22 protein-coding genes and 2 pseudogenes are annotated in these 23,238 nt (G+C 43.9%); 6 read left to right on the forward strand and 18 right to left on the reverse strand.

Going from position 1 to position 23,238, the window contains the following annotated elements; translation table 11 throughout:
- Positions 1–24: 24 nt before the first annotated feature.
- The 8 genes and pseudogenes from RMZ43_RS13735 to RMZ43_RS13770 all read right to left on the reverse strand — a co-directional run bounded on the left by RMZ43_RS13735 (position 25) and on the right by RMZ43_RS13770 (position 6,196).
- Positions 25–1,182, reverse strand: coding sequence for an XdhC family protein (locus RMZ43_RS13735; protein WP_322654819.1), 1,158 nt, complete (start codon positions 1,180–1,182; stop codon positions 25–27).
- A 16-nt stretch (positions 1,183–1,198) separates the two neighbouring features.
- Entirely contained in the window at positions 1,199–2,266 is a 1,068-nt protein-coding gene (locus RMZ43_RS13740) for an aldo/keto reductase (RefSeq protein WP_322654818.1), read from the reverse strand.
- 230 nt (positions 2,267–2,496) lie between these two features.
- Positions 2,497–3,585 carry an aromatic alcohol reductase gene (locus tag RMZ43_RS13745; RefSeq protein WP_322654947.1) on the reverse strand — a complete coding sequence of 363 codons (1,089 nt, stop codon included), beginning with the start codon at positions 3,583–3,585 and terminating at the stop codon, positions 2,497–2,499.
- Positions 3,586–3,594: 9 nt separating this feature from the next.
- Positions 3,595–3,747, reverse strand: a complete 153-nt coding sequence (locus RMZ43_RS13750; protein WP_322647961.1) for a hypothetical protein — start codon at positions 3,745–3,747, stop codon at positions 3,595–3,597.
- A 36-nt stretch (positions 3,748–3,783) separates the two neighbouring features.
- Positions 3,784–4,854 (reverse strand): annotated as a pseudogene (locus RMZ43_RS13755) (zinc-dependent alcohol dehydrogenase family protein).
- Positions 4,855–4,884: 30 nt separating this feature from the next.
- Entirely contained in the window at positions 4,885–5,178 is a 294-nt protein-coding gene (locus RMZ43_RS13760; RefSeq protein ID WP_322654817.1) for a hypothetical protein, read from the reverse strand.
- Positions 5,179–5,199: 21 nt separating this feature from the next.
- Positions 5,200–5,358 (reverse strand): annotated as a pseudogene (locus tag RMZ43_RS13765) (NmrA family NAD(P)-binding protein); the annotation flags it as partial.
- 133 nt (positions 5,359–5,491) lie between these two features.
- Positions 5,492–6,196, reverse strand: coding sequence for an SDR family oxidoreductase (locus RMZ43_RS13770; RefSeq protein ID WP_322648105.1), 705 nt, complete (start codon positions 6,194–6,196; stop codon positions 5,492–5,494).
- Between RMZ43_RS13770 and RMZ43_RS13775 the strand changes: the two genes are divergently transcribed.
- Positions 6,084–6,341, forward strand: coding sequence for a hypothetical protein (locus RMZ43_RS13775; protein ID WP_322648113.1), 258 nt, complete (start codon positions 6,084–6,086; stop codon positions 6,339–6,341). The two genes, RMZ43_RS13770 and RMZ43_RS13775, sit on opposite strands and share 113 nt — an antisense overlap.
- 154 nt (positions 6,342–6,495) lie before the next feature.
- Here the strand turns inward: RMZ43_RS13775 and RMZ43_RS13780 are convergent, their stop codons facing one another.
- From RMZ43_RS13780 to RMZ43_RS13790, 3 genes are all read right to left on the reverse strand, one after another.
- Positions 6,496–7,008, reverse strand: a complete 513-nt coding sequence (locus RMZ43_RS13780) for a quercetin 2,3-dioxygenase (protein WP_322647958.1) — start codon at positions 7,006–7,008, stop codon at positions 6,496–6,498.
- Positions 7,009–7,154: 146 nt separating this feature from the next.
- Positions 7,155–8,051, reverse strand: a complete 897-nt coding sequence (locus tag RMZ43_RS13785; RefSeq protein WP_322654816.1) for an AraC family transcriptional regulator — start codon at positions 8,049–8,051, stop codon at positions 7,155–7,157.
- A 143-nt stretch (positions 8,052–8,194) separates the two neighbouring features.
- Positions 8,195–8,572 carry a DUF6632 domain-containing protein gene (locus tag RMZ43_RS13790; RefSeq protein ID WP_322647956.1) on the reverse strand — a complete coding sequence of 126 codons (378 nt, stop codon included), beginning with the start codon at positions 8,570–8,572 and terminating at the stop codon, positions 8,195–8,197.
- Positions 8,573–8,930: 358 nt separating this feature from the next.
- Here RMZ43_RS13790 and RMZ43_RS13795 point away from each other — a divergent pair, with 358 nt between their 5' ends.
- Complete coding sequence (locus tag RMZ43_RS13795; RefSeq protein ID WP_322654815.1) at positions 8,931–9,302, forward strand: hypothetical protein; 372 nt, start codon at positions 8,931–8,933, stop codon at positions 9,300–9,302.
- Positions 9,303–9,472: 170 nt separating this feature from the next.
- Here the strand turns inward: RMZ43_RS13795 and RMZ43_RS13800 are convergent, their stop codons facing one another.
- From RMZ43_RS13800 to modA, 5 genes are all read right to left on the reverse strand, one after another.
- Complete coding sequence (locus tag RMZ43_RS13800; protein ID WP_322654814.1) at positions 9,473–10,402, reverse strand: cation diffusion facilitator family transporter; 930 nt, start codon at positions 10,400–10,402, stop codon at positions 9,473–9,475.
- 160 nt (positions 10,403–10,562) lie between these two features.
- Positions 10,563–12,776, reverse strand: coding sequence for a xanthine dehydrogenase family protein molybdopterin-binding subunit (locus RMZ43_RS13805; RefSeq protein WP_322654813.1), 2,214 nt, complete (start codon positions 12,774–12,776; stop codon positions 10,563–10,565).
- Positions 12,773–13,756 carry an FAD binding domain-containing protein gene (locus RMZ43_RS13810; protein ID WP_322654812.1) on the reverse strand — a complete coding sequence of 328 codons (984 nt, stop codon included), beginning with the start codon at positions 13,754–13,756 and terminating at the stop codon, positions 12,773–12,775. The genes RMZ43_RS13805 and RMZ43_RS13810 overlap by 4 nt, the downstream gene beginning before the upstream one ends.
- Entirely contained in the window at positions 13,743–14,366 is a 624-nt protein-coding gene (locus RMZ43_RS13815; protein WP_322647951.1) for a (2Fe-2S)-binding protein, read from the reverse strand. The genes RMZ43_RS13810 and RMZ43_RS13815 overlap by 14 nt, the downstream gene beginning before the upstream one ends.
- Before the next feature lie 383 nt (positions 14,367–14,749).
- Complete coding sequence (gene modA, locus RMZ43_RS13820) at positions 14,750–15,541, reverse strand: molybdate ABC transporter substrate-binding protein (RefSeq protein ID WP_322647950.1); 792 nt, start codon at positions 15,539–15,541, stop codon at positions 14,750–14,752.
- Between the two features lie 382 nt (positions 15,542–15,923).
- Here modA and RMZ43_RS13825 point away from each other — a divergent pair, with 382 nt between their 5' ends.
- A complete protein-coding gene (locus tag RMZ43_RS13825; RefSeq protein ID WP_322647949.1) occupies positions 15,924–16,049 on the forward strand; it encodes a hypothetical protein in 126 nt (41 codons plus the stop codon).
- Between the two features lie 297 nt (positions 16,050–16,346).
- On the opposite strand, the gene RMZ43_RS13830 is transcribed toward RMZ43_RS13825, so the two are convergent.
- The gene (locus RMZ43_RS13830; RefSeq protein ID WP_322654811.1) at positions 16,347–16,802 is read right to left on the reverse strand and encodes a cupin domain-containing protein; all 456 of its coding nucleotides are present in this window, start codon (positions 16,800–16,802) and stop codon (positions 16,347–16,349) included.
- 82 nt (positions 16,803–16,884) lie between these two features.
- Positions 16,885–17,664 carry a cysteine hydrolase family protein gene (locus tag RMZ43_RS13835; protein WP_322647947.1) on the reverse strand — a complete coding sequence of 260 codons (780 nt, stop codon included), beginning with the start codon at positions 17,662–17,664 and terminating at the stop codon, positions 16,885–16,887.
- Between the two features lie 81 nt (positions 17,665–17,745).
- Here RMZ43_RS13835 and RMZ43_RS13840 point away from each other — a divergent pair, with 81 nt between their 5' ends.
- From RMZ43_RS13840 to RMZ43_RS13850, 3 genes are all read left to right on the forward strand, one after another.
- The gene (locus RMZ43_RS13840; RefSeq protein WP_322654810.1) at positions 17,746–19,146 is read left to right on the forward strand and encodes an amidohydrolase; all 1,401 of its coding nucleotides are present in this window, start codon (positions 17,746–17,748) and stop codon (positions 19,144–19,146) included.
- 250 nt (positions 19,147–19,396) lie between these two features.
- Positions 19,397–20,605, forward strand: coding sequence for a NupC/NupG family nucleoside CNT transporter (locus RMZ43_RS13845; protein ID WP_322654809.1), 1,209 nt, complete (start codon positions 19,397–19,399; stop codon positions 20,603–20,605).
- Positions 20,606–21,464: 859 nt separating this feature from the next.
- Positions 21,465–23,186: a fasciclin domain-containing protein gene (locus RMZ43_RS13850; protein WP_322654808.1), complete on the forward strand. Its 1,722-nt coding sequence runs from the start codon at positions 21,465–21,467 to the stop codon at positions 23,184–23,186.
- Positions 23,187–23,238 lie beyond the last annotated feature (52 nt).

A 23,238-nucleotide genomic window follows, 5' to 3' on the forward strand; every position in this document is an offset into this window, starting at 1 on the left:
AGTTCTGAATTCTTCTTATAAAAACTATGTGGTAAGTAGCAAGTTTGAATTGCTTTCATAGGATTGATGAATTGGTTGATTGCGATTTTTTAAAAAACTGCCAGTGCGATTTGTTAGCACTGCTTGAATTTCAGCAATAATGGCGATCGCTATTCCTTCAGGTGTATCCGCTCCGATGTCAATTCCAATAGGGCCATGCAATCTTTTTAATTGTTCAGTAGTATAAACTATTCCTTGCGAACGTAAATCTTCAAGTAATCTTTCAGTACGCGGCTTTGGGCCTAAAACTCCTATGTAGCGTGCAGGAGATAGCAGCAACATTTTTAAAATTTCCAGGTCGTCAAGGTAATTATGCGTCATGACCACAGCAACCGTGTAGGCATCTATAAATATCTGTTTTTGTAGAGTTTCTCGTCGAGTCAGAATCACATCACAAGGCATAGTAAATCGTGCTTTAGTTGCTTCATTAGCTCGACAATCTACTACAGTAACGTCCCAACCTAATGATTGAGCAAACTGTGCTACAGGTACAGCATCGTAACCTGCACCAAATATTACTAAAGGTGTCGGTGGTTGGATGACTTCGATGAAAACTTCTACACTACCTAAAGGTAAATGATAGTTATTTACCTTTGACTTTTGATGAACAAAAGCTGCTTGACTATCTGCAAGCAGAGATTGAATTAAATTTGCATCTTTGATGTCGGTGATAATTTTACCATTTGGATATAGCAGTAAGCGCGACCCAAGTTTGACTTTTACTGCGCCTTCAAATGCAAAAACTGTAGCAATAATACCCAAATGTTTTTTATTAAAGCACTCTTGTGTAAAAGCGATCGCATTCGGCGTGTTTTCTCTCTCAAGACGTTCGATGAGAACTTGCACTATTCCATTGCATCCCAGACCAAAGCCCCAAAGAATATCTTCAGAGGCGGTGTTATCGTAAGTAACAACAATTGGTTCGCCATCTGACATTCGCTGTTGAGTATGCTCAAATACGTCATTCTCCAAACAACCAGCACTGATTGTTCCAATCATCTCACCTGTATTTGTCATCAACATTTTGGCACCTGGTCGGCGATAGGTTGAACCTTGAGTTTTGACTACAGTAGCAAGGAAAGTGATTTTACCAATTTTTTTACTTGACTCGAAGCTTTCTAAAATTGCTTTTAGTTCATTCATTTGATTGCATTAATATTTATCCCAGCCAAGCTGGATTCATCGCTGTACTATCATTTTGGGTTGTGGTCTTATATCGTTCGTACTGCCCTTTAGTTGCTGCCTCACGGGTACGCGCTAACAGTGCTGCCACTCGTGCGCGATCCATTGGCTCAAAGGTGCGGACTGCCTCGAAGGCTTGGTCTAAAATTCTCATGCTATCAATGCCTGTAATTACAACTGAGGTAGGCAAATTCATTGCGTAGTGCAGGCATTCGATCGCACTAACCGTGTTGCTTCTGAGAATGTAAGACTCTCCAATTGATTTCATTCCCAGGACACCAATATTGTTTTTTACCAACACAGGTAGTACCTGATTTTCAAAACTTCTAAAATGGGCATCCATAACATTTAATGGCATCTGCACAGTGTCGAAGCGGAAATTATTTTGTGCAGCAGTTTCTAGCATCTGGAGGTGAATCTGGGGATTCTTATGTCCTGTAAAACCGATATAGCGAATTTTGCCTGCTTTCTGCGCCTCTACCACTGCTTCCATTGCGCCGCCAGGAGCAAAGACGCGATCGGGGTCTTCAAAGCGCAGTATTTCATGATGCTGCAATAAATCAATGTGATCGACTTGTAAATCTTTGAGCGATTCATCAATCTGCATTTTGGCAGCAGCTTTGGTGCGACCATCGATTTTTGTCATTAAGAAGACCTTTTGGCGATAACCATTCTTGAGAGCATTTCCCATCCAACGGTGGCTTCGTCCGTTGTGATAGTCCCAAGAGTTATCCATAAAGTTGATGCCGCGATCGATGGCACTGCGGATCAACTTGATACTTTCTTGTTCTTCTTCAATTTTTCCAATGTGATACCCTCCCAAGCCAATCACAGATACTTGTTCTTTGGTGCGTCCGAGATTGCGATACAACATTCCGCCGCGTCGAGTTGAAGGGGGTGTTTGGGCTAGCAGTTGAGTATTTTCATCAACAGGTTTTGTTTCGGCGAGAGTCGGTTGCAAAAATCCTTCCGAAACTGCAAGTCCTGCTGCCACCAATCCCGAAGCAGATGCAGTTTTTAGCAAGCTGCGTCTACTAATTTCCATAATTATCTCCTACAAGCAACAACAGGAATGAGCCGTATAGTATCACGGCAATCTGGCACAGAAACTCTAGCTAAGGTGTGTTTTGAAACATAGTCCGCAAGATGCATTCACAATGCAAGTCGATGCATTGTCAAAACTCTCATTTGGCTGCTCTGTTTTATGCTTCGTAACGAACTCACTCGCAAGCAAGACACAAAGACACCATCACTTTTTCCACTAAAGCTGCCGTTTTAGGAATTTTCTTTGCTCAGAAATTGCTTAACCGTCTTAGGTTTAATGTGGGGATAGCGATCGCTCACAATCCGATCAAGTTTGCCTTTACCCGATACCATCGCGTACATATACTGGTCGTAAACGTACTCTTCAAGTGAATTGGCTGACGCTTTTTTATTAGCAATCCAAGCTTTCATCTCGGCAATACTGCCCAATGATTTTTCGGTTAATTTGCTGCCCGTTGCCTCTTCATAAGTGGCTTTCAACTGCTTCGCGGTTAGAGTGTCACCTGCGACTTCCAATGCCGTGTTTGCCAAGCCTGGATCGCTCACCGCTTCAGCCACATACTTGGCGGTATCATCAGTAGTGGTAAGATCGAGCGGCGTTTCACCATCGCCCCAGTATTGAAATATCTGATGTTCTAAGTCAAACAGTGGCATATAGGTGATAAATTCCATAAATACCCCGTTGAGAACTAAGGTATATTCCAAACCGCTTTGCTGGAGATACTCAAACACTTCCTTCCGCATATCCAGGTTATCATTGTCGCCATAGTCCAGCTTGCGATAGTCTACCGAGTAATCGGAGGGAATGAACCGCTTCACGCCCTGCTGTTTTGCCGCATCAATCAGGTTTTTCTGTCCTGGCACGGTTACTTCATTATTGCCGATCGCAGAGACGACAACATCAACCCCTGCACACGCTGGCAGTAGGGTTTCAGGTTGCATCACGTTGCCTTCGACTATCGTTGCGCCCAAGGCTTTCATTGCGTCGATCTTTTTACGATTTTCTAGATTGCTGTCGTTAACTGAACGCACCATTACCCGCACATTCACATCGCCTTTGTCAAGTAGAGCCGAAACAATCTTAGAACCCAGCATCCCAGTAGCACCAGCGACTAGAACCGTCAATTTTGTCGTCATGATTTTTTTGTGAAGTTTACAAAATCTGTTTCTTAATGAGGCGGATTCGCTACCTAAAAAGCAACTGCACATTAGCGATCGCCTGCCAGTTCTTGCGAGCCACTCATTCATCGTCAGCAACTCAGGAAATTGCGATCGCAGCAAAGCGAGATCGGTGCCTTTGTGTCCGAGTTGTTGCATCACCTGCCGCAATTAGATATCTTCTAATTCGATAACATCGAAGACTAATCCCACCAATCCCAACGCTTGTTTTTCTGCTTCCGTTAAGGCTGTAGATTTATTTAAGGAAGGGTCTTGAAGTAGTTCGATGCCACGCTTGCCGTTGAGATTAGGGGTGATAATCAAGGTTTCACTTTGTAATTAGTTAAGGTTTGAATTGAGTTAAATCTTGATCGCGATTTTGCCGAAATGTTTCCCTTGCTCCAGGTCGGTAAATGCCGCTCTTACCTCGTCGAAAGTAAAAGTGCGATCAATGACTGGATGAATGTCGTGCTGTTTGATCGCCTGATTCATGTCCTGAAAATCCTACGTATTGCCAACTTCCATGCCGCGAATCGTCGCATGTCGTTCCATCAGGGACAGCGCATTGATCGTCATTTCCGAACCGCCAAGTAGACCCATAATCGAGATGCTTCCGCCCGTTCGCAATACGTTGAGCGATCGGACGAGATTTTTGCCGCCGACGGTTTCGAGCACTGCGTCAACACCAACGCCATCAGTGAATGAGAGCACTGTTTCTTCCCAGTTAGGTGTAGTGTGGTAATTAATGAGATAGTCGGCTCCTAAATCTTTGGCTCGTCGGAGTTTAGTATCACTGCTCGATGTAATAATGACATGGGCACCGAGTGCTTTGGCAAACTGAAGGGCAAAAATCGAAACACCGCCCGTGCCGTGTAGTAATACCGTCTCGCCTGCTGTGACACTGGCATAGTGCAGCGCGTTCCAAGCAGTCAACCCAGCCACGGGTAAAGTACACGCTTCTAAAGCCGAGAGATTGGCAGGAGCCTTTGTCAATCGATCTACCTTAAAGACTTTATATTCGCTTAATTGTCCGGGAGAGCCGACCCCTTGGCGTGTCGCATAGTCTACGGCTTGCTTGGTCGGTTCGCCGCTAGTCCATTTGGGAATGAAGGTCGTGACTACTGCATCGCCAGGTTTGAAAGCAGTCACATCATTGCCCACTTGTTCAACGGTGCCTGCCCCATCCGCCCCTGGTATAAATGGCAGGGGTAGGTTAGGATTCAGCTTGCCAGTGACTACCATCAAATCGACGTAGTTGAGTGAAACGGCTTGGATTTTGACCAGGACTTCATTAGTAGCAGGTTGCGGCTTAGGCACTTCAATCGATTCGAGATGGTGGATGCCGAAACCGTTTTGGATCGCAATAGCTTTCATTGTTGTTCTGTGATAATTTTGACAGCAGCGATTGGAAATTACTTCGTTAACATTCATGTTGAAGTGTAGGCTAGTAAATCGAGCCTGTTAAAGCTGATATAGCGATCGCCTACCAATTTCACCGCAGTGCGACTTCGCCGCCCTCAGATTGAAGGCAGCCAGTAGCACGAGTTTACCAGCTCCCGCAAGCCACTTATCCATCGTCAGCAACCCAGGAAATTGCGATCGCAGCAACGCGATATCGGCATTGCCAGCTAATCGCCCCAGATCGACCAGCCTAGCTAGACCGCCAAAGAAAGCATTTTTGTCCTCCACTGCGATGAATTGCATCGGTCGATCGAGTTTCATAAAGAAGGCAAACTCGCCTTTTTCGAGACCCATGCCAGGTAGCGTCAGGATTTCCATGAACGCGCTCGGATGGATGATAGTGCTGACGATATTCAGACCGCGAATATACTCCTCGATCTCACTTTTGGTATCAAAATGCCCCATTCCAGTTTTGGTCGCTCCCGCAGCATTTGCCGAACTATAGACGAGGTGGCGAAGGCATTTGCCACAGATCCGCCTTGTTGTCCTGTCGCACCGAAAACGAGGACTGTTTTATCTCGGTATTTCATGTCTATTGCCAAATAGTAAAGTAAGTTTTACTCCGACTACCAATACCCGATGCATCGTAAAAATCTGTTGATCTCGATCAGGTCGCTGTGTATCCGCCATCGATAACCAACGGTTGTCCGGTGATGTAGCTAGCAGCATCAGAACAGAGAAACACCACGGTTTGAGCAATCTCTTCCGGTGTTCCCATGCGTCCCATTGGCACAGTCGGCGCTGCGTCAGGCGATCGAGTGGTGGTTGGGTCGAGACGATCCATCATAGCCGTCACAATCAAGCCAGGATTGACTGCGTTGATCCGAATGCCCTGTTTGGCATAGTCCAGTGCTGCTGATCGAGTCAGCCCCATGACGGCATGTTTACTCGCAATGTAGGGAGAAATGCCTGGAAACGCAATCAAACCTCCCATTGAGGAGTTGTTGACAATCACACCTGCGCCTTGACTCAACATCTGGTCAATCTCGTACTTCATGCATAGAAAGACACCCCGTACATTAATTGACATCAGCTTGTCAAACTCTTCGATCGATTGTTCATGCAGCGGTTTAACTGAGGGATCGATCCCGGCATTGTTAAAGGCACAGTCAAGCTTTCCAAACTTCTCGACGGTGGTTTGCACCAAGGTTTGAACCTCGGCTTCGTTTGAGACATCCGATCGGACAAACAAACAGTCAATGCCAGCATCACGAAGTTCAGCTTCGGTGGCTCTACCCTCTGCCTCACGTCGTCCTGAGAAGACCACCTTTGCTCCGGCAATACCGAGCGCAAGTGCCGTGGCTTTGCCAATTCCTGATGTTGCTCCTGTGACTAGCGCAACTTTGTCTTTGAGCATCATAGATTTCCTTTACCAAGATATTGGTTTACCTGCACATGTCTACAAATTCGGCTTTATTAACTCGTTTACCTGTAATAGCCACAACTCAGCTCAATAGACAACGTGACTAGCCTGGAAATTGATCTTAACAATCTCTTCAGCCAGTTTTTCTCGTTAGACGCGACGCTTCCCTTGTCAGATCAGGGATTGAAGTTGCAAAAAGAGAACTTTAACTTGAACAGCCAAACTTAGATCGTCCGGTGTCCGATAATTTAGCTTGCAAAACCTTGTAAGAATTTGGTTTTAGCCGCAGGATACTGCTGGATGACTTGCTCAAGCGCTTGATTAGCTTGTTCTTGATTGGGAAAAGGTATTGAAGCAGGAGGCAATGTGCGCGCTTGGGCGGGTACAGTCGTTGCTATAATCGTGTACTCAAAACCTGCGGGTACATAGGTGTTGAGTAGTCGAGCCGTTTCAGAATCAATTTGAAAAGCGTGCTTTGTACCCCGTGGAATTGACACAAACGATCCAGCAGTTGCTTTAATCGGCTGGTCTTCGACAAAGAAGGTGGCTTCGCCTTCCATAATGTAGAAGGTTTCATCTGCCGCCTCATGGATATGAGGCCCTGCTGCTGGGCCGTGCGGCACCAACTGTTCTATACAAGAATACTGTCCATCCGTATCTTCAGCAGTTGCCAGCATAATCCAGAGAATGCCCATACCCCAGTAAGCGCGACCTTCGGCACTATTAACTTGAAAAGCTTGTGGCTTGTTTTGTGCGTTCATGTATAAATCCTTTATTTCAATTAGTTGTAATTTATGGTGAAAAAAGCTTAATTTTTATTCCTTGATTGACCAATCTTTAGAAATCGTAGGAAAAATGAAGCCTGACTGTCTTGGATAATCTTGCTTTTTGACAGTACATTCTTGCTCTAAGCGCGGAACTGGCTGGGTGAAACACCAAAATGGCGCTTGAAGTGGCGGTTAAGGTGACTTTGATCGACAAAGCCTACTTGAATTGCAATGTTAGCTATCGAGAGATTTGTAGTCTTGAGTAGCCGTTTTGCCTCTTTTGTGCGGCATTTGAGCAAATACTGGTGTGGTGTTAACCCAGTCGATTGTTTAAACAAACGGCTAAAGTAATAAGGACTGATCTGCACCATTTCAGCCATGCTCATCAGGCTAGGATTCTGCGTCGAATGCTGGTGAATATATTCAGTCACTTGTCGTAATCGAGCTTGTGATAATCCATCAGAATAGCTTGCAATTTTGGGCTTTTGGGTTGAGTAGTGCCGTAGTAAATGAGCAGAAAGTGCGGTTGCCATTGACTCGGTGTAGAGGCGATCGCAGGCATTCTCAGATTCAAGATTTACTTTTAGAGCAATCCCAATTTGATAAATTAACGGGTCATTTAACTTGAATTGGGGTACAATCTCAAGTCGATCCGGATCGACCACTTCCGCCGCGATCTGCTCGATAAACTTGGGTTCAAGGTGTAGAGCAATCCACTCGCTTGCATTCTGTAAACGGACTGATACAGGAGCAGTTGCAGGAGTTAAACAAATATCGCCGTTCCTGAAGCTCGCGCATCGTAGATAACCATTCAGTAATTGCTCTTTGATCGCGACGGCGTGATTGAGATGAATTGTGATCAAATGCTGTGAGAAACAATGCTCAGGAGTTTCAACAGCATTGTGGTATTCGTAATAACTAACTCTGACTCCATTCCAGAATCCTTTTTGACTAGCAAGAACAGGCGCACTTGAACCAATTTTTGAAATGAATTCGTCGCTGGCAGCGTCAAGTATTAACGGCTGTTTTGTAGTCATGCTTCTTCTATTAGCTGAACTAACTGCATACCAATTTTTAAGAGTTGAATAGTTCAATCAGCAACCCTGTAATTCTTATTTAGATAGGTCGGCAGATGCTTATCTATTCAATTGTGGGAAATACACAGACATTTTACGCTCGTTCATGTACTTGATACCACTTTGCGGGGCGCTAAGAAGCCAAGGACAATTGCTACCAAGAACAATGCTGGAACATCACCAAACAAGTGTCCCTGTTCAACAGGGTCAATTACTGCATGTACCGCCATGATCAGCCCGTGGACTGCACTTGATATTACGGTGAACCAGATTAAACTGAGGTGAGCTTCTGGTTGCCTTGAAGCTAACAGTAAAAAGACACCAAGTGTTGCATAAACACCAATGATCATCTGTTCGTATTCGTGCTGACCTGGTTGCCATAACCAGCCTGATGCCCATACCTGAGTTAGCGGATAGATAAGTAGAAAAGCTATGCCAACAAGAACCAGAGCGATTCGTAAGTAGCGATCGCGCTCATCCATTGCTTTAACCTCCGCTATTTTCTAGTGCAGTCTCTACTAACAAAACTGTATAAGTTTTTTGATTGTATTCCCACTAGTTACACTTCAGCTTTGGAGTGTTAGAAATTTTAATGCTCCTCATGGTTTTTAGTGTCGTCTTACAGTTTTGTAATTGCATCGGTCTGTTATGCCAATACATCGACCTGTTATGTTAATACATCGGTCTGTTATGCCAATACATCAGTCTGTTATGCCAATACATCGGTCTGTTATCTGAAACTATCCTTTCTAACCTTGCCCTATCTAAAAATTTCATCTTACTGATATTTTTTTTGTTATAATGGGTACATTAAATATATAATTTACTAAGTATGCATGTATGCCTCCCCAAAATACAACAAACCGTTTGCGCCCTCAAACCATTAGTCAAGATATTGACTCATTCCACGGTTTACAAACCGTCAGCACCTACAACACAACTCGTACTGATGCCTCAACTGCAAAATTACAGGAAGTTTATCAGGCAATGTTGATTTCTCAACAAACCGAAACCGAGAAACTAGCTTTATACCGTGCTGCTGCTGATGCTGCTCGATTAGCAGAATGGGAATTTCATAATGCTGTATTAGCGATGAAAGAAGTTGTGCGCGGGCAATATGGCTCAGATAGCGATCAAGCTCAAGCAGTGGGACTGAAGAAAAAATCAGACCGCAAGCGTCCTTCGCGTAAAAAGATAGTTGCGATGGCGTAACTGCCTGCTAGAAGCGATCGCAAGTTATACCAATTCTCCAAAAAGAGACAACAGATATAAATCACGAAAGTCTTACTGCATCTAAGTTTCTTAATTGCGTACAGCCCTGCGGGCATGAAAACAGCAAAGCGGGGCGTAGCCCATTGCGAATTGCAAATTGTGAATTGGTATTATTTCATATCTTGCATTTGCTGATTGCTCGGACGCTCCAACTCCAAATCGTCCCAAGAAACTGGATCTTCTACAGGTTCTAAATGAGTTGTAACGTGGGTTGAAGGCAGCACTCGAACAATAGCAAGCTCAATTGCCTCACATAAATCATGCCCTTGTTGCACTGTCCAAGATCCAGGCACAAGAACATGAAAGGAAACAAAGCGACGGGTTCCAGCAGTACGGGTTCGCAAGGCATGAAACTGGATGTCTGGACGTTTGTACTCGTTAAGGATGCTTTTAATTACGTCAATTTCTTTTTTAGGCAAAGCTGCATCCAGTAAGGCGCTACTGGTTTCCCGCAGCAAACGAAATCCTGTCCAAGTAATATTTGCTGCTACTATCAGCGCGACAATTGGATCGAGGACGAGAGTGCCTGTTAGCTTGACGAGTAAGATTCCAACTACTACACCACCCGAAGTTACTACATCGGTAAACAGGTGATGAGCATCAGCCCTTAGTGTAATGGAACGCAACCGTCGCCCTGCTCGTAGCAAAATAAAGGCAACAACGCCGTTGATTGCGGTTGCAAATAGGGAGAGCGCCAACCCTAATCCCAGTTGTGTTAATGGTTCTGGATGCAGCAAGCGTCCCCAAGCTTCAACAGCAATGCTAATGGCTGCCGCTATAATCAAAGCACCTTCTGCACCACTGGAGAAGTATTCAGCTTTAGAATGCCCAAAGGCATGTTCGGCATCGGCTGGTTTATCAGCATAGGTCAATGCCCATAGAGCAACCAATGCTGCTAGGAGATTTACAATTGATTCAATAGCATCTGAAAGCAAACCTACTGAGCCGGTTAGCAGGTAAGCGCCAAATTTTAAGGCAATAGTGATGATTGCTGCTGCAATGGATAAGAAAGCGTAGGAGCGGGCTGTTGGACTACTCATCTCGGTCACGGACGTAATACAGTGATTCCGAGCTAAGAGTACCAAATTTTACTTGAGTGGTCATCAGTCTTGAGTATTTGGAGACGCGATGATAAATGATGATAAATTAAGACGCGATGAATCGCGTCTCTACAGGGTATTATTGCCGCGTATGAATTATCTACAGCAGTTTGTCTAATGTAATTGGCAAATCGCGGACGCGCTTACCTGTGGCATGATAGACAGCATTAGCGATCGCTGCCGCAGTGCCGGTAATGCCAATTTCACCAATTCCTTTGACACCAAGCGGGTTGATATGTGGATCGTTTTCATCGACAAACAACACCTGAATATCAGGAACATCTGCATTCACTGGTACGTGATACTCAGCTAAATCATGGTTGACAACGCGTCCTAGATTTGGGTCTATTACCGTATGTTCCATTAGCGCCATGCCAATGCCATAAATAATCCCACCAATCAGCTGACTGTTGGCTGTTTTAGCATTGAGGATGCGTCCCGCGCCAAAAGTTCCCACCCAGCGCGTTACTCGCACTTCACCTAAATCAGGCTCAACGCGAACTTCGGCAAACTGCGCTCCAAATGAGTGCATTGAGAATTTCTTCTGTTCTTCTCCCAGCTTGGCATCTGCACGCGCTTCGAGCATTTCCATTCCATGCCGTGCCAAGATTGCCTGATATGTTTCGGTTGCAGAGGATTTATTTTTTAAGAAAAAGCTGCCATTTTCGGCAATCACATCCTCAGCCTTTGAACTATAAAGGGGCGATTTTTGATCGGCAAGTGCTAGTTGCAAAAGCTGACTGCGAGCTTGATTTCCGGCTAAATGTACAGCCGAACTGACGCTGGCGGCGGTTTGTGAACCACCAGATACGGGGGTTTCTGGCATCTTGGTATCGCCTAATTCAAAGCGGACTTTGTTAACTGGTAAACCAAGTGCCTCAGCTGCAACTTGAGTCATGACAGTATAAGTTCCCGTACCAATATCTTGGGAACCGCTTAATACAACGGCTGTACCGTCTGCCATAATTCGGGCGATCGCTGATGCTGGGGAACGGTTGGTAGGATAAGTAGCTGTTGCCATCCCCCAACCAATTAAATAGTTGCCATCGCGCATTGAACGAGGCTTAGGATTGCGCTTTTGCCAGCCAAATTTTTCTGCTCCTAATTTGTAACACTCTCTGAGTGACTTGCTCGACCAGGGCAGTCCTTTACTAGGATCGACTTCAGCATAGTTACGCAAACGCAGTTCGACGGGATCGATATTGAGCGCATAAGCTAGTTCATCCATTGCCGATTCTAAGGCAAAGGAACCAGAAGCTTCGCCTGGGGCCCGCATATAGGTTGGTGTTCCTTGATCGAGTTGAACCAGACGGTGGCTAGTTTCGATATGGGGGCTAGCGTAAAGCATTCGGGCGCTTTTACCAACAGGTTCGATAAATTCATCGAAAGTTGAAGTTTGGGAAGTGCCGGAGTGTCGCAAAGCAGTCAATTTGCCATCGCGGGTTGCACCGAGAGCCACCTGTTGAATTGTCTCCGGTCGAAAGCCCACAGGCCCATACATCTGTATTCGTCCCAGAACTAATTTTACTGGGCGATTAACTTGCTTTGCGGCGATCGCAGCTAGCGGTACATGCGACCAAGCCGACCCTTTGCAACCGAAGCCACCGCCCACAAAGTAAGACATAATGCGGACTTTCTCAGGCTCAATTCCTAATACCTCCGCAACTTTTTTTTGAGTCGAAAAAATTCCCTGAGTTGCGTCATACAGCAGCAGTTCATCGCCTTGCCAAACTGCTGTTGTAGCATGAGGCTCCATTGGATTGTGATTTTCTACTGGGGTGGTATAGGTTTGCTCGACGCGGACAGCCGCCGCCGCTAGTCCCTGGTTGACATTGCCATGCGCTAAATCGGGTGGTTCCTCTCTAGGGATTTTACCTTTAGGTAAGTATGCCTTAGTGAGATTCTCCCGCATATTAATGGTTGGTTTCTCTTCCTCATAGCGAACTTGTACGAGTGAGGCAGCATACATCGCTCGTTCAAAGGTATCGGCAACGACGACACCAATATGCTGACCGCTATACAGCACAATGTTATCTTGCAGGACTTGCACCTTATGACCACCGCCCTTTTCTCCAAAGGCTTTGGGCGCGTTGAGGTGGGTAATTACTGCTAATACACCCGGTACTTTTTCCGCCGCCTTGGTATCGATTTGGGCTATTTTACCTTTGGCGATCGTGCTTTGAATTGTCACGCCATAAGTCATTTTGGCGATGGGAAACTCAGCCGCGTAACGTGCGCCACCAGTTACTTTTAGGTATCCATCAACTCGATTTAGCGGTTTGCCGACAACTGTATTTGTGTCCTTTGTATTCATGCCATCCCTCCCACCGCGAAGAGCGCCTTAACAATTGTGCGTTTAGTCAGTTCGACTTTAAAGCCGTTGTATTTTTGAGGTTTAGCTCCAGCGATCGCAGCGTTTGCAGCTGCTTGAAATGTTGCCTGGTTTGCCGGCTTGTTCAAAAGTATTTTTTCTGCTTCGGTGGCACGCCAGGGCTTTGTTCCCACGCCGCCAAGGGCAATGCGTGCCGAGCGAATAATCCCATTTTGAATATCTAATGCTGCCGCAACCGATGTCATCGCAAAGGCATAGGAAGCGCGATCGCGAACTTTTAAATAGTGCGATCGCTTCCCAAAGGTTGAAGCAGGTAAATCAACGGCAACAATTAACTCTCCATGCTCTAAAACTGTTTCCCTTTCTGGCGTTTCGCCAGGTAGAAGATGAAAATCTACAAGGGGAATACTCCGCTCTCCCCTTGGCCCGCGTGTCTGCACAACGGCATCGAGTGCCACCATTGCCACCGCCATATCAGAGGGATGGGTGGCAATACAGCGATCGCTACCGCCAAGAATCGCATGAATGCGGTTGTAGCCCTCAATTGCCGCACAACCTGAACCGGGAACACGCTTGTTACAGGGCATCGAAGTATCGCGGAAGTAGTAACACCGGGTACGTTGCAGTAAATTTCCGCCCACTGTCGCCATGTTTCGCAGTTGCGGTGATGCCCCAGACAGCAACGCCTCTGATAGCACAGGATAACGCTCTTGAATGATCGGATTATATGCAACATCACTATTGCTTGCCGTTGCTCCAATCCGCACACCGTTACCCTGTACTTCTATCTTGCTCAGTGGGAGTGGGTTAATGTCAACCAACTCTCTTGGAGTCTGGACATTCAGCTTCATCAAATCGATGAGGCTAGTACCACCAGCGATATACGAAGCTTGAGCATCTGGAGTAACCAACGCCACAGCATTTTCTGCTTGTCCTGCTTTCTTATAGCTAAACGGCTGCATCTTTTTTTCCCTCTAAGACATCGCGGACAGCAGCCACGATATTTGGATAAGCCCCACAACGGCAGATATTGCCGCTCATCAGTTCTCGAATGTCGGCATCCGATTTAGCGTGTCCTTCGTTGACTAAACCCACTGCCGAACAAATCTGTCCTGGTGTGCAGTAGCCACACTGAAAGGCATCGCGGGACAGAAACGCGGCTTGCATCGGGTGCAGATTGTTTCCTTGTTCTAGTCCTTCAATAGTTGTGATTTTTGCGTCGGTGTGCATAATTGCAAATGTCAGGCACGAATTAATCCGTTGCCCATCAACCAGCACCGTGCAAGCACCACACTGGCCATGATCGCAACCTTTTTTAGTACCAATTAATCCTATGTATTCCCGAAGTGCATCAAGTAAGGTAACACGCGGTTCAATTTGCAAACTATGTGATGTTCCGTTCACTTGTAGCGTCACCTTCACAGTTTCAGAAGTGGAAGTTGGCAGCATTGGGGTTGTTTTTTTTACTTGATTTTGTGCTACAGCCTTCTCTACAAAATTAGCGATCGTAGCTCCTACTGTGCTAATAATCATCAATTGACCCAACTTGCGGCGTCTTAGGGCAAACCTCATCTATTTACTCCATTCTGTTTTTGTTGGTAATAATATTGAGTAATTCTTTTGATTTCAATTCTTTATAAAAATGACATTCTTAACAGAATACAATTTCATCTTGTTACCGTCTCTCTATCAGAAGATTTACGCCATAAGTATCATATATAGGACTTACGCAAAAATTGCTAAAAAGCTTAATTTATCGAACCACCAAGACGCCAAGAGCACCGAGAATTCGTAGAGTGTGCGTAAGTCCTAATATATATAGGACTATAGCAGCCGTGAATAATAAGAAAGATCCCCGACTTCTCAAAGGAAGTCGGGGATCTTTGTCTCTCTCACGGAGGAATAGCTACTGATAGATGTTTTTTCAGCTTACTTGCAAACAACTAATTAGACACTCAAACAATAAACCCATATTTTCTCAATACAGTTTTAGCTTGACTGCCAGATAAAAACTGGACAAATTGTTTAGCGGCAGAAATATTTTTACTGCTTTTAATTACTGCCACTGGATAGACAATCGGTGAGTGAAGCTTTTCGTCAGCAGTGACTACGACTTTTACCTTGTTGGAAGTTTTGGCATCAGTGGCATAAACTATGCCCGCTTGAGCATTACCACTTTCTACTGCTGCCAAAACTTGACGTACATTGTTACCAAAGACAAATTTTGATTTAAGCTGATCGTAAAGTTTCAAATTCTTTAAGACTTCTTCTCCATATTGCCCTGCCGGTACACTCCTGGGTTCACCAATCGCAATTTTCTTAATCTTGCTATTTGTTAAATTGGAGAAACTACTGATACCAACAACATCCTGAGCCACAATCAAGACTAGACTGTTATTTGCCAGGTTAGTACGGCTACCTGGTAGCAACAATCCTTTTTGTTCTAAGGCATCCACCTGCTTTTTACCAGCAGAAATAAAAATATCCGCAGGCGCACCTTGCTCAATCTGTTGCTGCAAAGCACCAGAAGCCCCAAAGTTATAACTAATGTTGATATTTGATTTACTTCGTTGGTACAAAGGCTTAATTTCTTCCAGCGCATCTTTTAAGCTAGAAGCTGCGGACACAGTTATGCTGGTGCTTGATTGTGCTATTCCAGGAGAAGGAGTAACCAATGGTAAACCAATTGCCAAGAGCAAGCCTGCAACTGCTATACCCAGAAAGCCAAGAATTTGTTTTCTTTTCATAGAAAAGGTGCGATATAAGTTGTTTCCAAAATTGATGCTAGGTAAAATCGTACCAGCAATACCAACTTTTAACCAACTTTACCGGTAAAATTTCTAAAAAAGAACAAGGTAAGTTTTCTATCTTGCAGTTAAAAACTTCTGAAATATCACGGTAAGCTAGTTGCGATTACAACTAATTGTGTCAATAAATTGTCACATTAGCTGCTCAGTTGCCTTTAACACATTTCCCCACTCCAGCTTATCATTTGCTGCATATCAATGATTATTTCCTGACAAGCAGTTTTCTAGTGGTTGCTCTTATCGCTGCGAGTTTTGTGATATTCCAGATTCTATGGCAACAGTCCCCGGATAAACACCAGAGCAAGTAATCGCATTAGATGCAATGCGACAATCTGGCAATCTGAGGGCAGTGTATTTTGATGATAACTTTGTTAGCGATCGCCGCGCCGCCATGAAGTTGGTTTTTCATCTGATTGACTGGCAAAAACGCAATGGCTACCCCATCTAGTTTGCCTGTGAAGCAACGCTCAACTTAGCTCAAAGTCCAAAACTGCTGGAAATAATGTGATTAAGTTTGCCTAAGATTGTGCCAAAAACGAAGCTGATTCTTCGTTTTATTCCCAAAGAATCCTGACTAAAGTTCGTAGTTAATAAGCTAAAACTTTTTAACAATAAATTATTCGTAATTCATAATATTTCCTCGTTACCGTGTTTCACATGGAAACGAGGAATCCCGCATAAGTTAAATTACGAATTACGAATTAAGTAGCTTGCTTCTCGCCGGAGGCGAGTATTACGAATTATTTTAACAGGGCATCAAAGCATCGAATCTCCCTAATACTGCCATGTCTTCTGCATCTAACTCCGCCGGAATACCACTGCGAATCAATTCCGAAAAGTCTTCATTGGGAATCATAACAGTCAATGTGTACAAGCGAGTAGAACCAGTATTTTTAATCAAATGAGTACCAGTGGGAGGTACTAATAAACTATCTCCAGCTTTGATTATGGCACTCTTGCCGTCACAGATGGCGATCCCTTCGCCTTTGAGGACGAAAAACATTTCCACCGCCCACTGATGGCGATTTGGAGGTGTTTGTCCACCAACATCGAAAATTTCTATGCAGCAAGTCAACGAAGTATTAGCACTTGTCGAATCGAAGATAATTGCTAATCGATTCGAGGCGTCGGGACTGATGCGATATACTTGGTAATCTTTACTAGATTTGATAACCGGAATTACACAACGAGTAGCGTACATTTATTTATCCCCTCTGAAGTTATCGATGGGTATGAAAATTCCTAAAATAGGATCAATCTAAAATCTAAAATTCAAAATTGATTCACTCCTCACCTTTTTGCAGCGCTGTTAAAATCTTTTGGGAGTCAGTCACAAAACCGAAGCATTGTTTGACATTATACAACGTCGCCAGCCAACAATATTCAGGAGAAGTGGTAGCAGTACAGTCTTTAACTAACACGCAATCATATCCTAAGAAGCTAGCATCACATAACGTAGTTAGCACACATTGATCGGCATTAACACCAGCAAAAAATAATGTTGTCTTTCCCAGATTTCGCAAGATACTATCTAATGGCGTATCCCAAAACCCACTCATGCGGTATTTGTCTATATAAATATCTTCGGGTATTTTTTCTAATTCGTCTACTACTGCTGCTGCCCAACTACCTGCCATGAGTACTCTAGCACCATTGCTTGGCAGTGGATCGCCCAATCCTACACCCTCTCCTGTGGGATTATAGACGTGACGCGAACCAGCACTAATATTGAGTAAGTCGGGACGATTTCCCCAATTTATCCAAATAACTGGAACACCAACTTCACGTAGTTCTGGAAGCAAGTTGTTCAAAGGTTCAATAGGCTGACGCGCCGGAGTTACGTCTACGCCGATATGCGCTAACCAGCCGTCAGGGTGACAGAAGTCGTTTTGCATATCAATGACGAGGATAGCTGCTTTTGCCAAGTCTAGGCGCAGGGTTTTAGTTTCTGTTGATAAAATAACGGGTTGTGGGGCCTTTTGAGGACGAGTGATATCTGCGATCGCATCATTCACTGTCCACGCATTTGGTGGAACTCCCAATGTCCGTAATGGTAAATTCATAAAATTGCAATACCGAACGCCATTTTCTATTTTGTAACTTGAAATTCAGTTGAGAATACAATTACTTAATCAAGGTTAAATATGGTAAGTTTCACCATCCAGAATGTTTTAATTGCCGCCGATGATGATTATGCAACGGTAGATGTACAGATTATAGATGGTGCAATTGCAGCCATTGCCCCTAATCTACAGGTAATCGGCACACCTATAGATGGCAAAAACAAGCTATTGCTACCTGGCTTTTTCAATGCTCACACTCACTCATCAGAGATGTGGCAACGGGGGATCATGTCAGCTTTCCCTTTAGAATTATGGTTAGCAGAACTGTATGATTTTGCCCCTCTCGATCCCGAACAGGTTTATCTCAGCGCCTTGGGTACTGCGGTGGAAACTCTACTTTCCGGCGGGACGAGTGTAGTAGATCATCTGGTGTTAATTCCCGGACTTGAGTTAGAAACGATCGCCATTGCAACTCGCGCTTACAGAGAAGTAGGAATTCGCGCCTTTATCGCCCCTTTAATTCAAGATGAATCCCTCAGCGCAGGTATCCCATCTGGGGAATCAGCCCGAAAGCATGAACCTTATTTTCGCTCAACTGCGGCAACATTAGAAATTATCGAAGAGGCGGTAAGACAGTTTCATCGCCCGGATGAGGGTATAAATATTTTAGTTGCACCAACAGGGATACAGTTGTGTACTGATGCTTTATTTGAAGGATGCAGTGAGTTAAGCGATCGCTATAATCTTTGTCGTCACTCTCATTTACTCGAAACCAGGGCGCAAGAAAAACTCGCCCAAGAAAAGTACGGTTGTACTGCTGTAGAACATTTGAAAAGAATCGGATATTTGAGCAATAAAACTTCACTTGCTCATTGCGTTTGGTTAAATGATGCTGATATCGCCATTCTCGCCGAAACTCAATCTACAGTTGTTCATAATCCCTTAAGTAATTTGCGTTTAGGCAGTGGCATCGCCTCAATTTTAAAATATCGCCAAGCTGGAGTAAATGTAACTTTTGGTTGTGATGGTGCTTCAAGTAATGACTCTCAAGACTTGCTAGAAGCAATCAAAATAGGTTCTATTTTACATAATGTTACAGACTCAAATTATCAAAACTGGATTACGCCCAGACAAGCTGTAGAAATGGCATCCTTAGGAGGCGCAAAGGGACTGAATATAGCAGACAAACTCGGTTCTTTAACTGTGGGTAAACAAGCAGATTTGGTACTTTATGATCTCACCAATCTATCATTATTACCCCGTACAGATCCTATTGGGTTATTAGTCTTAGGTCGTCCTACCAATGTTGTTAATAGTGCTTGGGTAAATGGTAAGCAAATTGTTGCTAATGGCAAATTTACCACAATTAACGTTGATGAATTGCGACAAGAATTATTTAACCGCAGTCAATGGGAGACAAAACGCAAGTCTGAAAGCGTCATGCAAATTGAGGCTCATTATCGCACGGTTATGGGGTTGTGAAACATAAATAAATATAGAACTGCGGTAAAAAATTCGGGTTTTGGTGTTTAATCTTCAGTACGAGTAGCCTCTGCCGCCCAGTAAGCAAAGGCGGGCAAGATGCCCACCCCACAAGATTAGATAATTTATTTCTTGGAAATCCCTTACACCATCAAAACCCTAGTAATTAACTACAAACCCATAAAAACACGCGGATTTTTGTGTATGCTTTGTGGCCAAGTGCCTTTGCCATACATTTCCGGGAGTAAACATGGAACGCGCTATTTCTGCGTTGGGGATTTTAGTTTTTATCGGTATATCCTACGCTTTCTCAGTTAATCGTCGTGCGGTGCGTTGGCGCGTAGTAGCGTGGGGTTTGGGATTAGAGTTTGCATTGGCGCTAATGATTCTTAAAACTCCTTGGGGTTTAAATGTGTTTAAATCTCTAGGAGATATTGTCAGCCAGTTTTTGGCATTTTCTGATGTTGGTGCAAAATTTGTCTTTGGAGAAAATTTTAAGGATCATTTCTTTGCCTTCCAAGTGCTACCGACAATTATCTTTTTCTCTGCCTTCATCAGCGTTTTGTATTACTACGGCATTTTACAGCGAGTCGTAAATGTGATGGCGTGGGTAATGATGAAGACGATGAAAACATCCGGTTCTGAATCTTTATCCTGTGCAGGTAACATCTTTTTGGGGCCAACAGAGTCGGCGCTGATGGTTAAACCTTATATAGCGAACATGACGCAATCAGAACTTCATGCTGTGATGACGGGTGGTTTTGCCACAATTGCGGGTGGAGTTCTAGGGGCATATCTCTCCTTTGGGATACCAGCAGAACACCTGATTGCTGCTTTTTTTATGACTGCTCCCACATCGTTGGTGGTATCAAAATTGCTGTATCCAGAAACAGAAGCATCAGAGACGGCTGGCGAGGTAAAAGCGAGTGTAGAAACCAACTATGTAAATGTAATTGATGCTGCTACTAGCGGAGCAATTGATGGTGTGAAATTAGCAGTTAATGTTGGGGTGATGATTATTGCCTTTTTAGGATTATTAGCTGCCCTAAATGCACTGCTGGGATGGTTGGGAGCATTTGTGGGTTTACAGCAACTCTCATTACAGTGGATTTTATCTTTTATTATGGCTCCCGTAGCTTGGCTGATGGGCGTACCTTGGGCTGATTGTCGGCAAGTGGGGGCTTTGTTGGGTACAAAGACAATTTTGAATGAGTTTATTGCTTTTTTAGATTTGAAAGCACTAATTGAAAGTGGTAAAATTTCTCAACGTGCAATAATTATTGCGACTTACGCCTTATGTAATTTTGCAAATATCGGTTCAATTGGAATTACTATTGGCGGCATTACTGGAATAGCACCTAATCGCCAGCATGATTTAGCTCGCATGGGTCTAAGGTCAATGATTAGCGGATTGTTAGCGGGTTTTATTACCGCTTGTATTGCTGGGATGTTGATTTAAAGCAGGCAGGGGGGAAAAAGGGTTTTCCGATTTTTGCGATCGCTCTTACCCCCTATGCTGGAGAAAGCGATCGCTTAGTGAGTCTTAACACCTGCGTTTCCAAAATAAGTTACCAGCTGAATTACCAACCTCAATTGCAGATTTGCTAGTGCAAAGGTATGACTAAAACTTTTTTATAATCATGCTTCACAGTAGCTAAAACGGCATAATACGTTGCATTTATGTGAAAATACTGGGTTAAAGGGTGGATTAAAACCGGATTTATTACTTTATATCCAGAGGAGTTCTCAGGAAAAATGTTACATATTAGACACTTTAAAAATCCTAATTTATCCGTAGATTCACTTTTATAAAATTGTATTTTGCAAAAAAATAATTCCTAGCCAAAAATCTTGGCGCAATCATGCCTAACATTTTTGATTGCGATGCTAATTTTCAGTCTAGTATTTGAAAATTTACTGTCACAGACAACTATCTAAAGAGTGAAAGTTCTTCCTCGAAATCCAGCCAATAGTTAGTTGTATAATTTACCTCAAAGATTAATAATACAGTATATAGCCAAGACAAATTTTATTTCTTAAATGTTGCTAAAGATTATGATTCATGTAGCTTGACGGCATTAACCATCTTCTGCAATCATAAAGAGATGGCTATTAAAAGCTAATTATTCTAGTGCTTGGCTGCGATTTTATAACTGATAAAATCGCATACTTGCATGTAAGAATCTTTATTTTTGCAACATATCCATATACCACAATATCGTTGCTTATGCATATTAGTGTTATATGCGGTTTTTGAAAAACCAAATAGAAATTTTGTACTGCGTGTGGTGAAAATTCAGATAATAGAGGATGTTTCCATGTTTAGTTCCTTTCGTTGGCCATCAGCAAGGGTTGCTTTAGTAGTTCTGGGAATGACAGCTGCTACAATCACTCCCATCGTAATATCTACCCCAGCCTCATCTCAAACTACTGTTCCATCTACGACACCATCACAAGACACACAATCACCTGCAACACCATCACCTGCGACACCATCGCCTACTTCAACAGTAAACTTGTCTGATGTTTCTTCAGATTATTGGGCGCGTCCCTTCATTCAAGCCTTAGCTGAAAATAACGTAATTAGTGGCTTTCCTGATGGCAGCTTCAGGCCGAATCAAGGTGTGACTCGTGCAGAGTTTGCCGCCCTAATTCAAAAAGCTTTCCCTAGCCAAAATCGAGTTCGGCAATTAAGCGCAGGTGGATTTAGAGATGTTCCTGCTGGCTATTGGGCGGCTTCTGCAATTCAGAACGCTTACGAAACTGGATTTTTGGCAGGCTATCCTGGTAACGTGTTTAGACCCAATGAACAAATACCGAAGGTACAGGCGATCGTTGCTATAACCAGTGGTTTGGGTTTAACTGGTAGCACCACTGGAAGCAGTACTGACCTCAGCACCTACTACAACGACGCTTCAGCTATTCCAGGCTATGCTGTTCCTGGTGTGACAGCAGCAACTCAATCTAATATTGTTGTTAATTATCCAGATGTAAAACAACTCAATCCGCAACAGCCTCTAACTCGTGCTGAAGCTGCGGCAATTTTATATCAAGCTTTGGCTAAACAAGGAAAGGTGCAACCCATTGCGAGCAATCTTCCAGCTAGTCAATATATTGTCGGTTCAACTCAAACCGGTACTGATATTGTTTCTCTTGCTGCATCCAGTAGTTCTTTGACAACTCTGACTTCTTTATTAAGAACATCAGGTTTAGCAGATATTCTTCAACAGCCTGGCCCTTATACAGTCTTCGCTCCCACCGATCAAGCATTTGCTGCTTTACCTGCTGCTACCTTACAACAGTTACAGCAACCAGAAAACAGAGATGCATTGATTAAGATTTTGTCATACCATGTGGTTCCTGGTGCAGTAACTTCTAGTCAACTCTCGGCTGGAGAACTTAGAACCTCTGAACAAAGCCCTGTAAATATTAAAATTGATCGCGCTAATAATCAAGTCGCGGTGAATAATGCCACAGTTATTCAGGCAGACGTAAAAGCTAGCAATGGTGTTATCCATGCAATTAACCAAGTCCTGATCCCGCCTGATGTTAAGCTCAGTCAGTTAAATCAACCAGGGACAGGAACCCCAAATGCTACAACGCCTGAGGTGAGGCCAGGTAGAACTACTCTTGGTGGCCCTAGCTATGTTGGAGTTGCTGGTAACATTGGTTTGAGTGGTAACGATACAGCTTTGAGTGATGGTAACTTTGCAGCAATTAGCAAAATTGGTCTGACACGCAATATATCAGCACGACCATCAGTGATCTTTGGGGATGATACACTAATTCTGGTTCCCTTGACTTTGGATTTTTCGCCCCGCACAGCAGGTTCAGTGGGTTCAAGAACCTTTGCCATATCTCCTTATATTGGTGCTGGTGTAGCAATTGAAGCTAATGCTAATACTGATGTTGGATTACTGTTAACTGGTGGTGTAGACCTTCCTGTTGGTTCTCGATTTACGGTGACAGGTGGTGTAAATGCTGCTTTTCTGGATGACACTGATGTAGGGCTATTATTTGGCGTTGGCTACAACTTCTAAGTAAATAGAAGTAGAACACGCAATGGGGTAGCATATCTATGCTACCCTTATT

This window comes from Nostoc sp. CmiVER01, assembly GCF_034531135.2.
In the GTDB taxonomy this organism is placed as follows: domain Bacteria; phylum Cyanobacteriota; class Cyanobacteriia; order Cyanobacteriales; family Nostocaceae; genus Nostoc.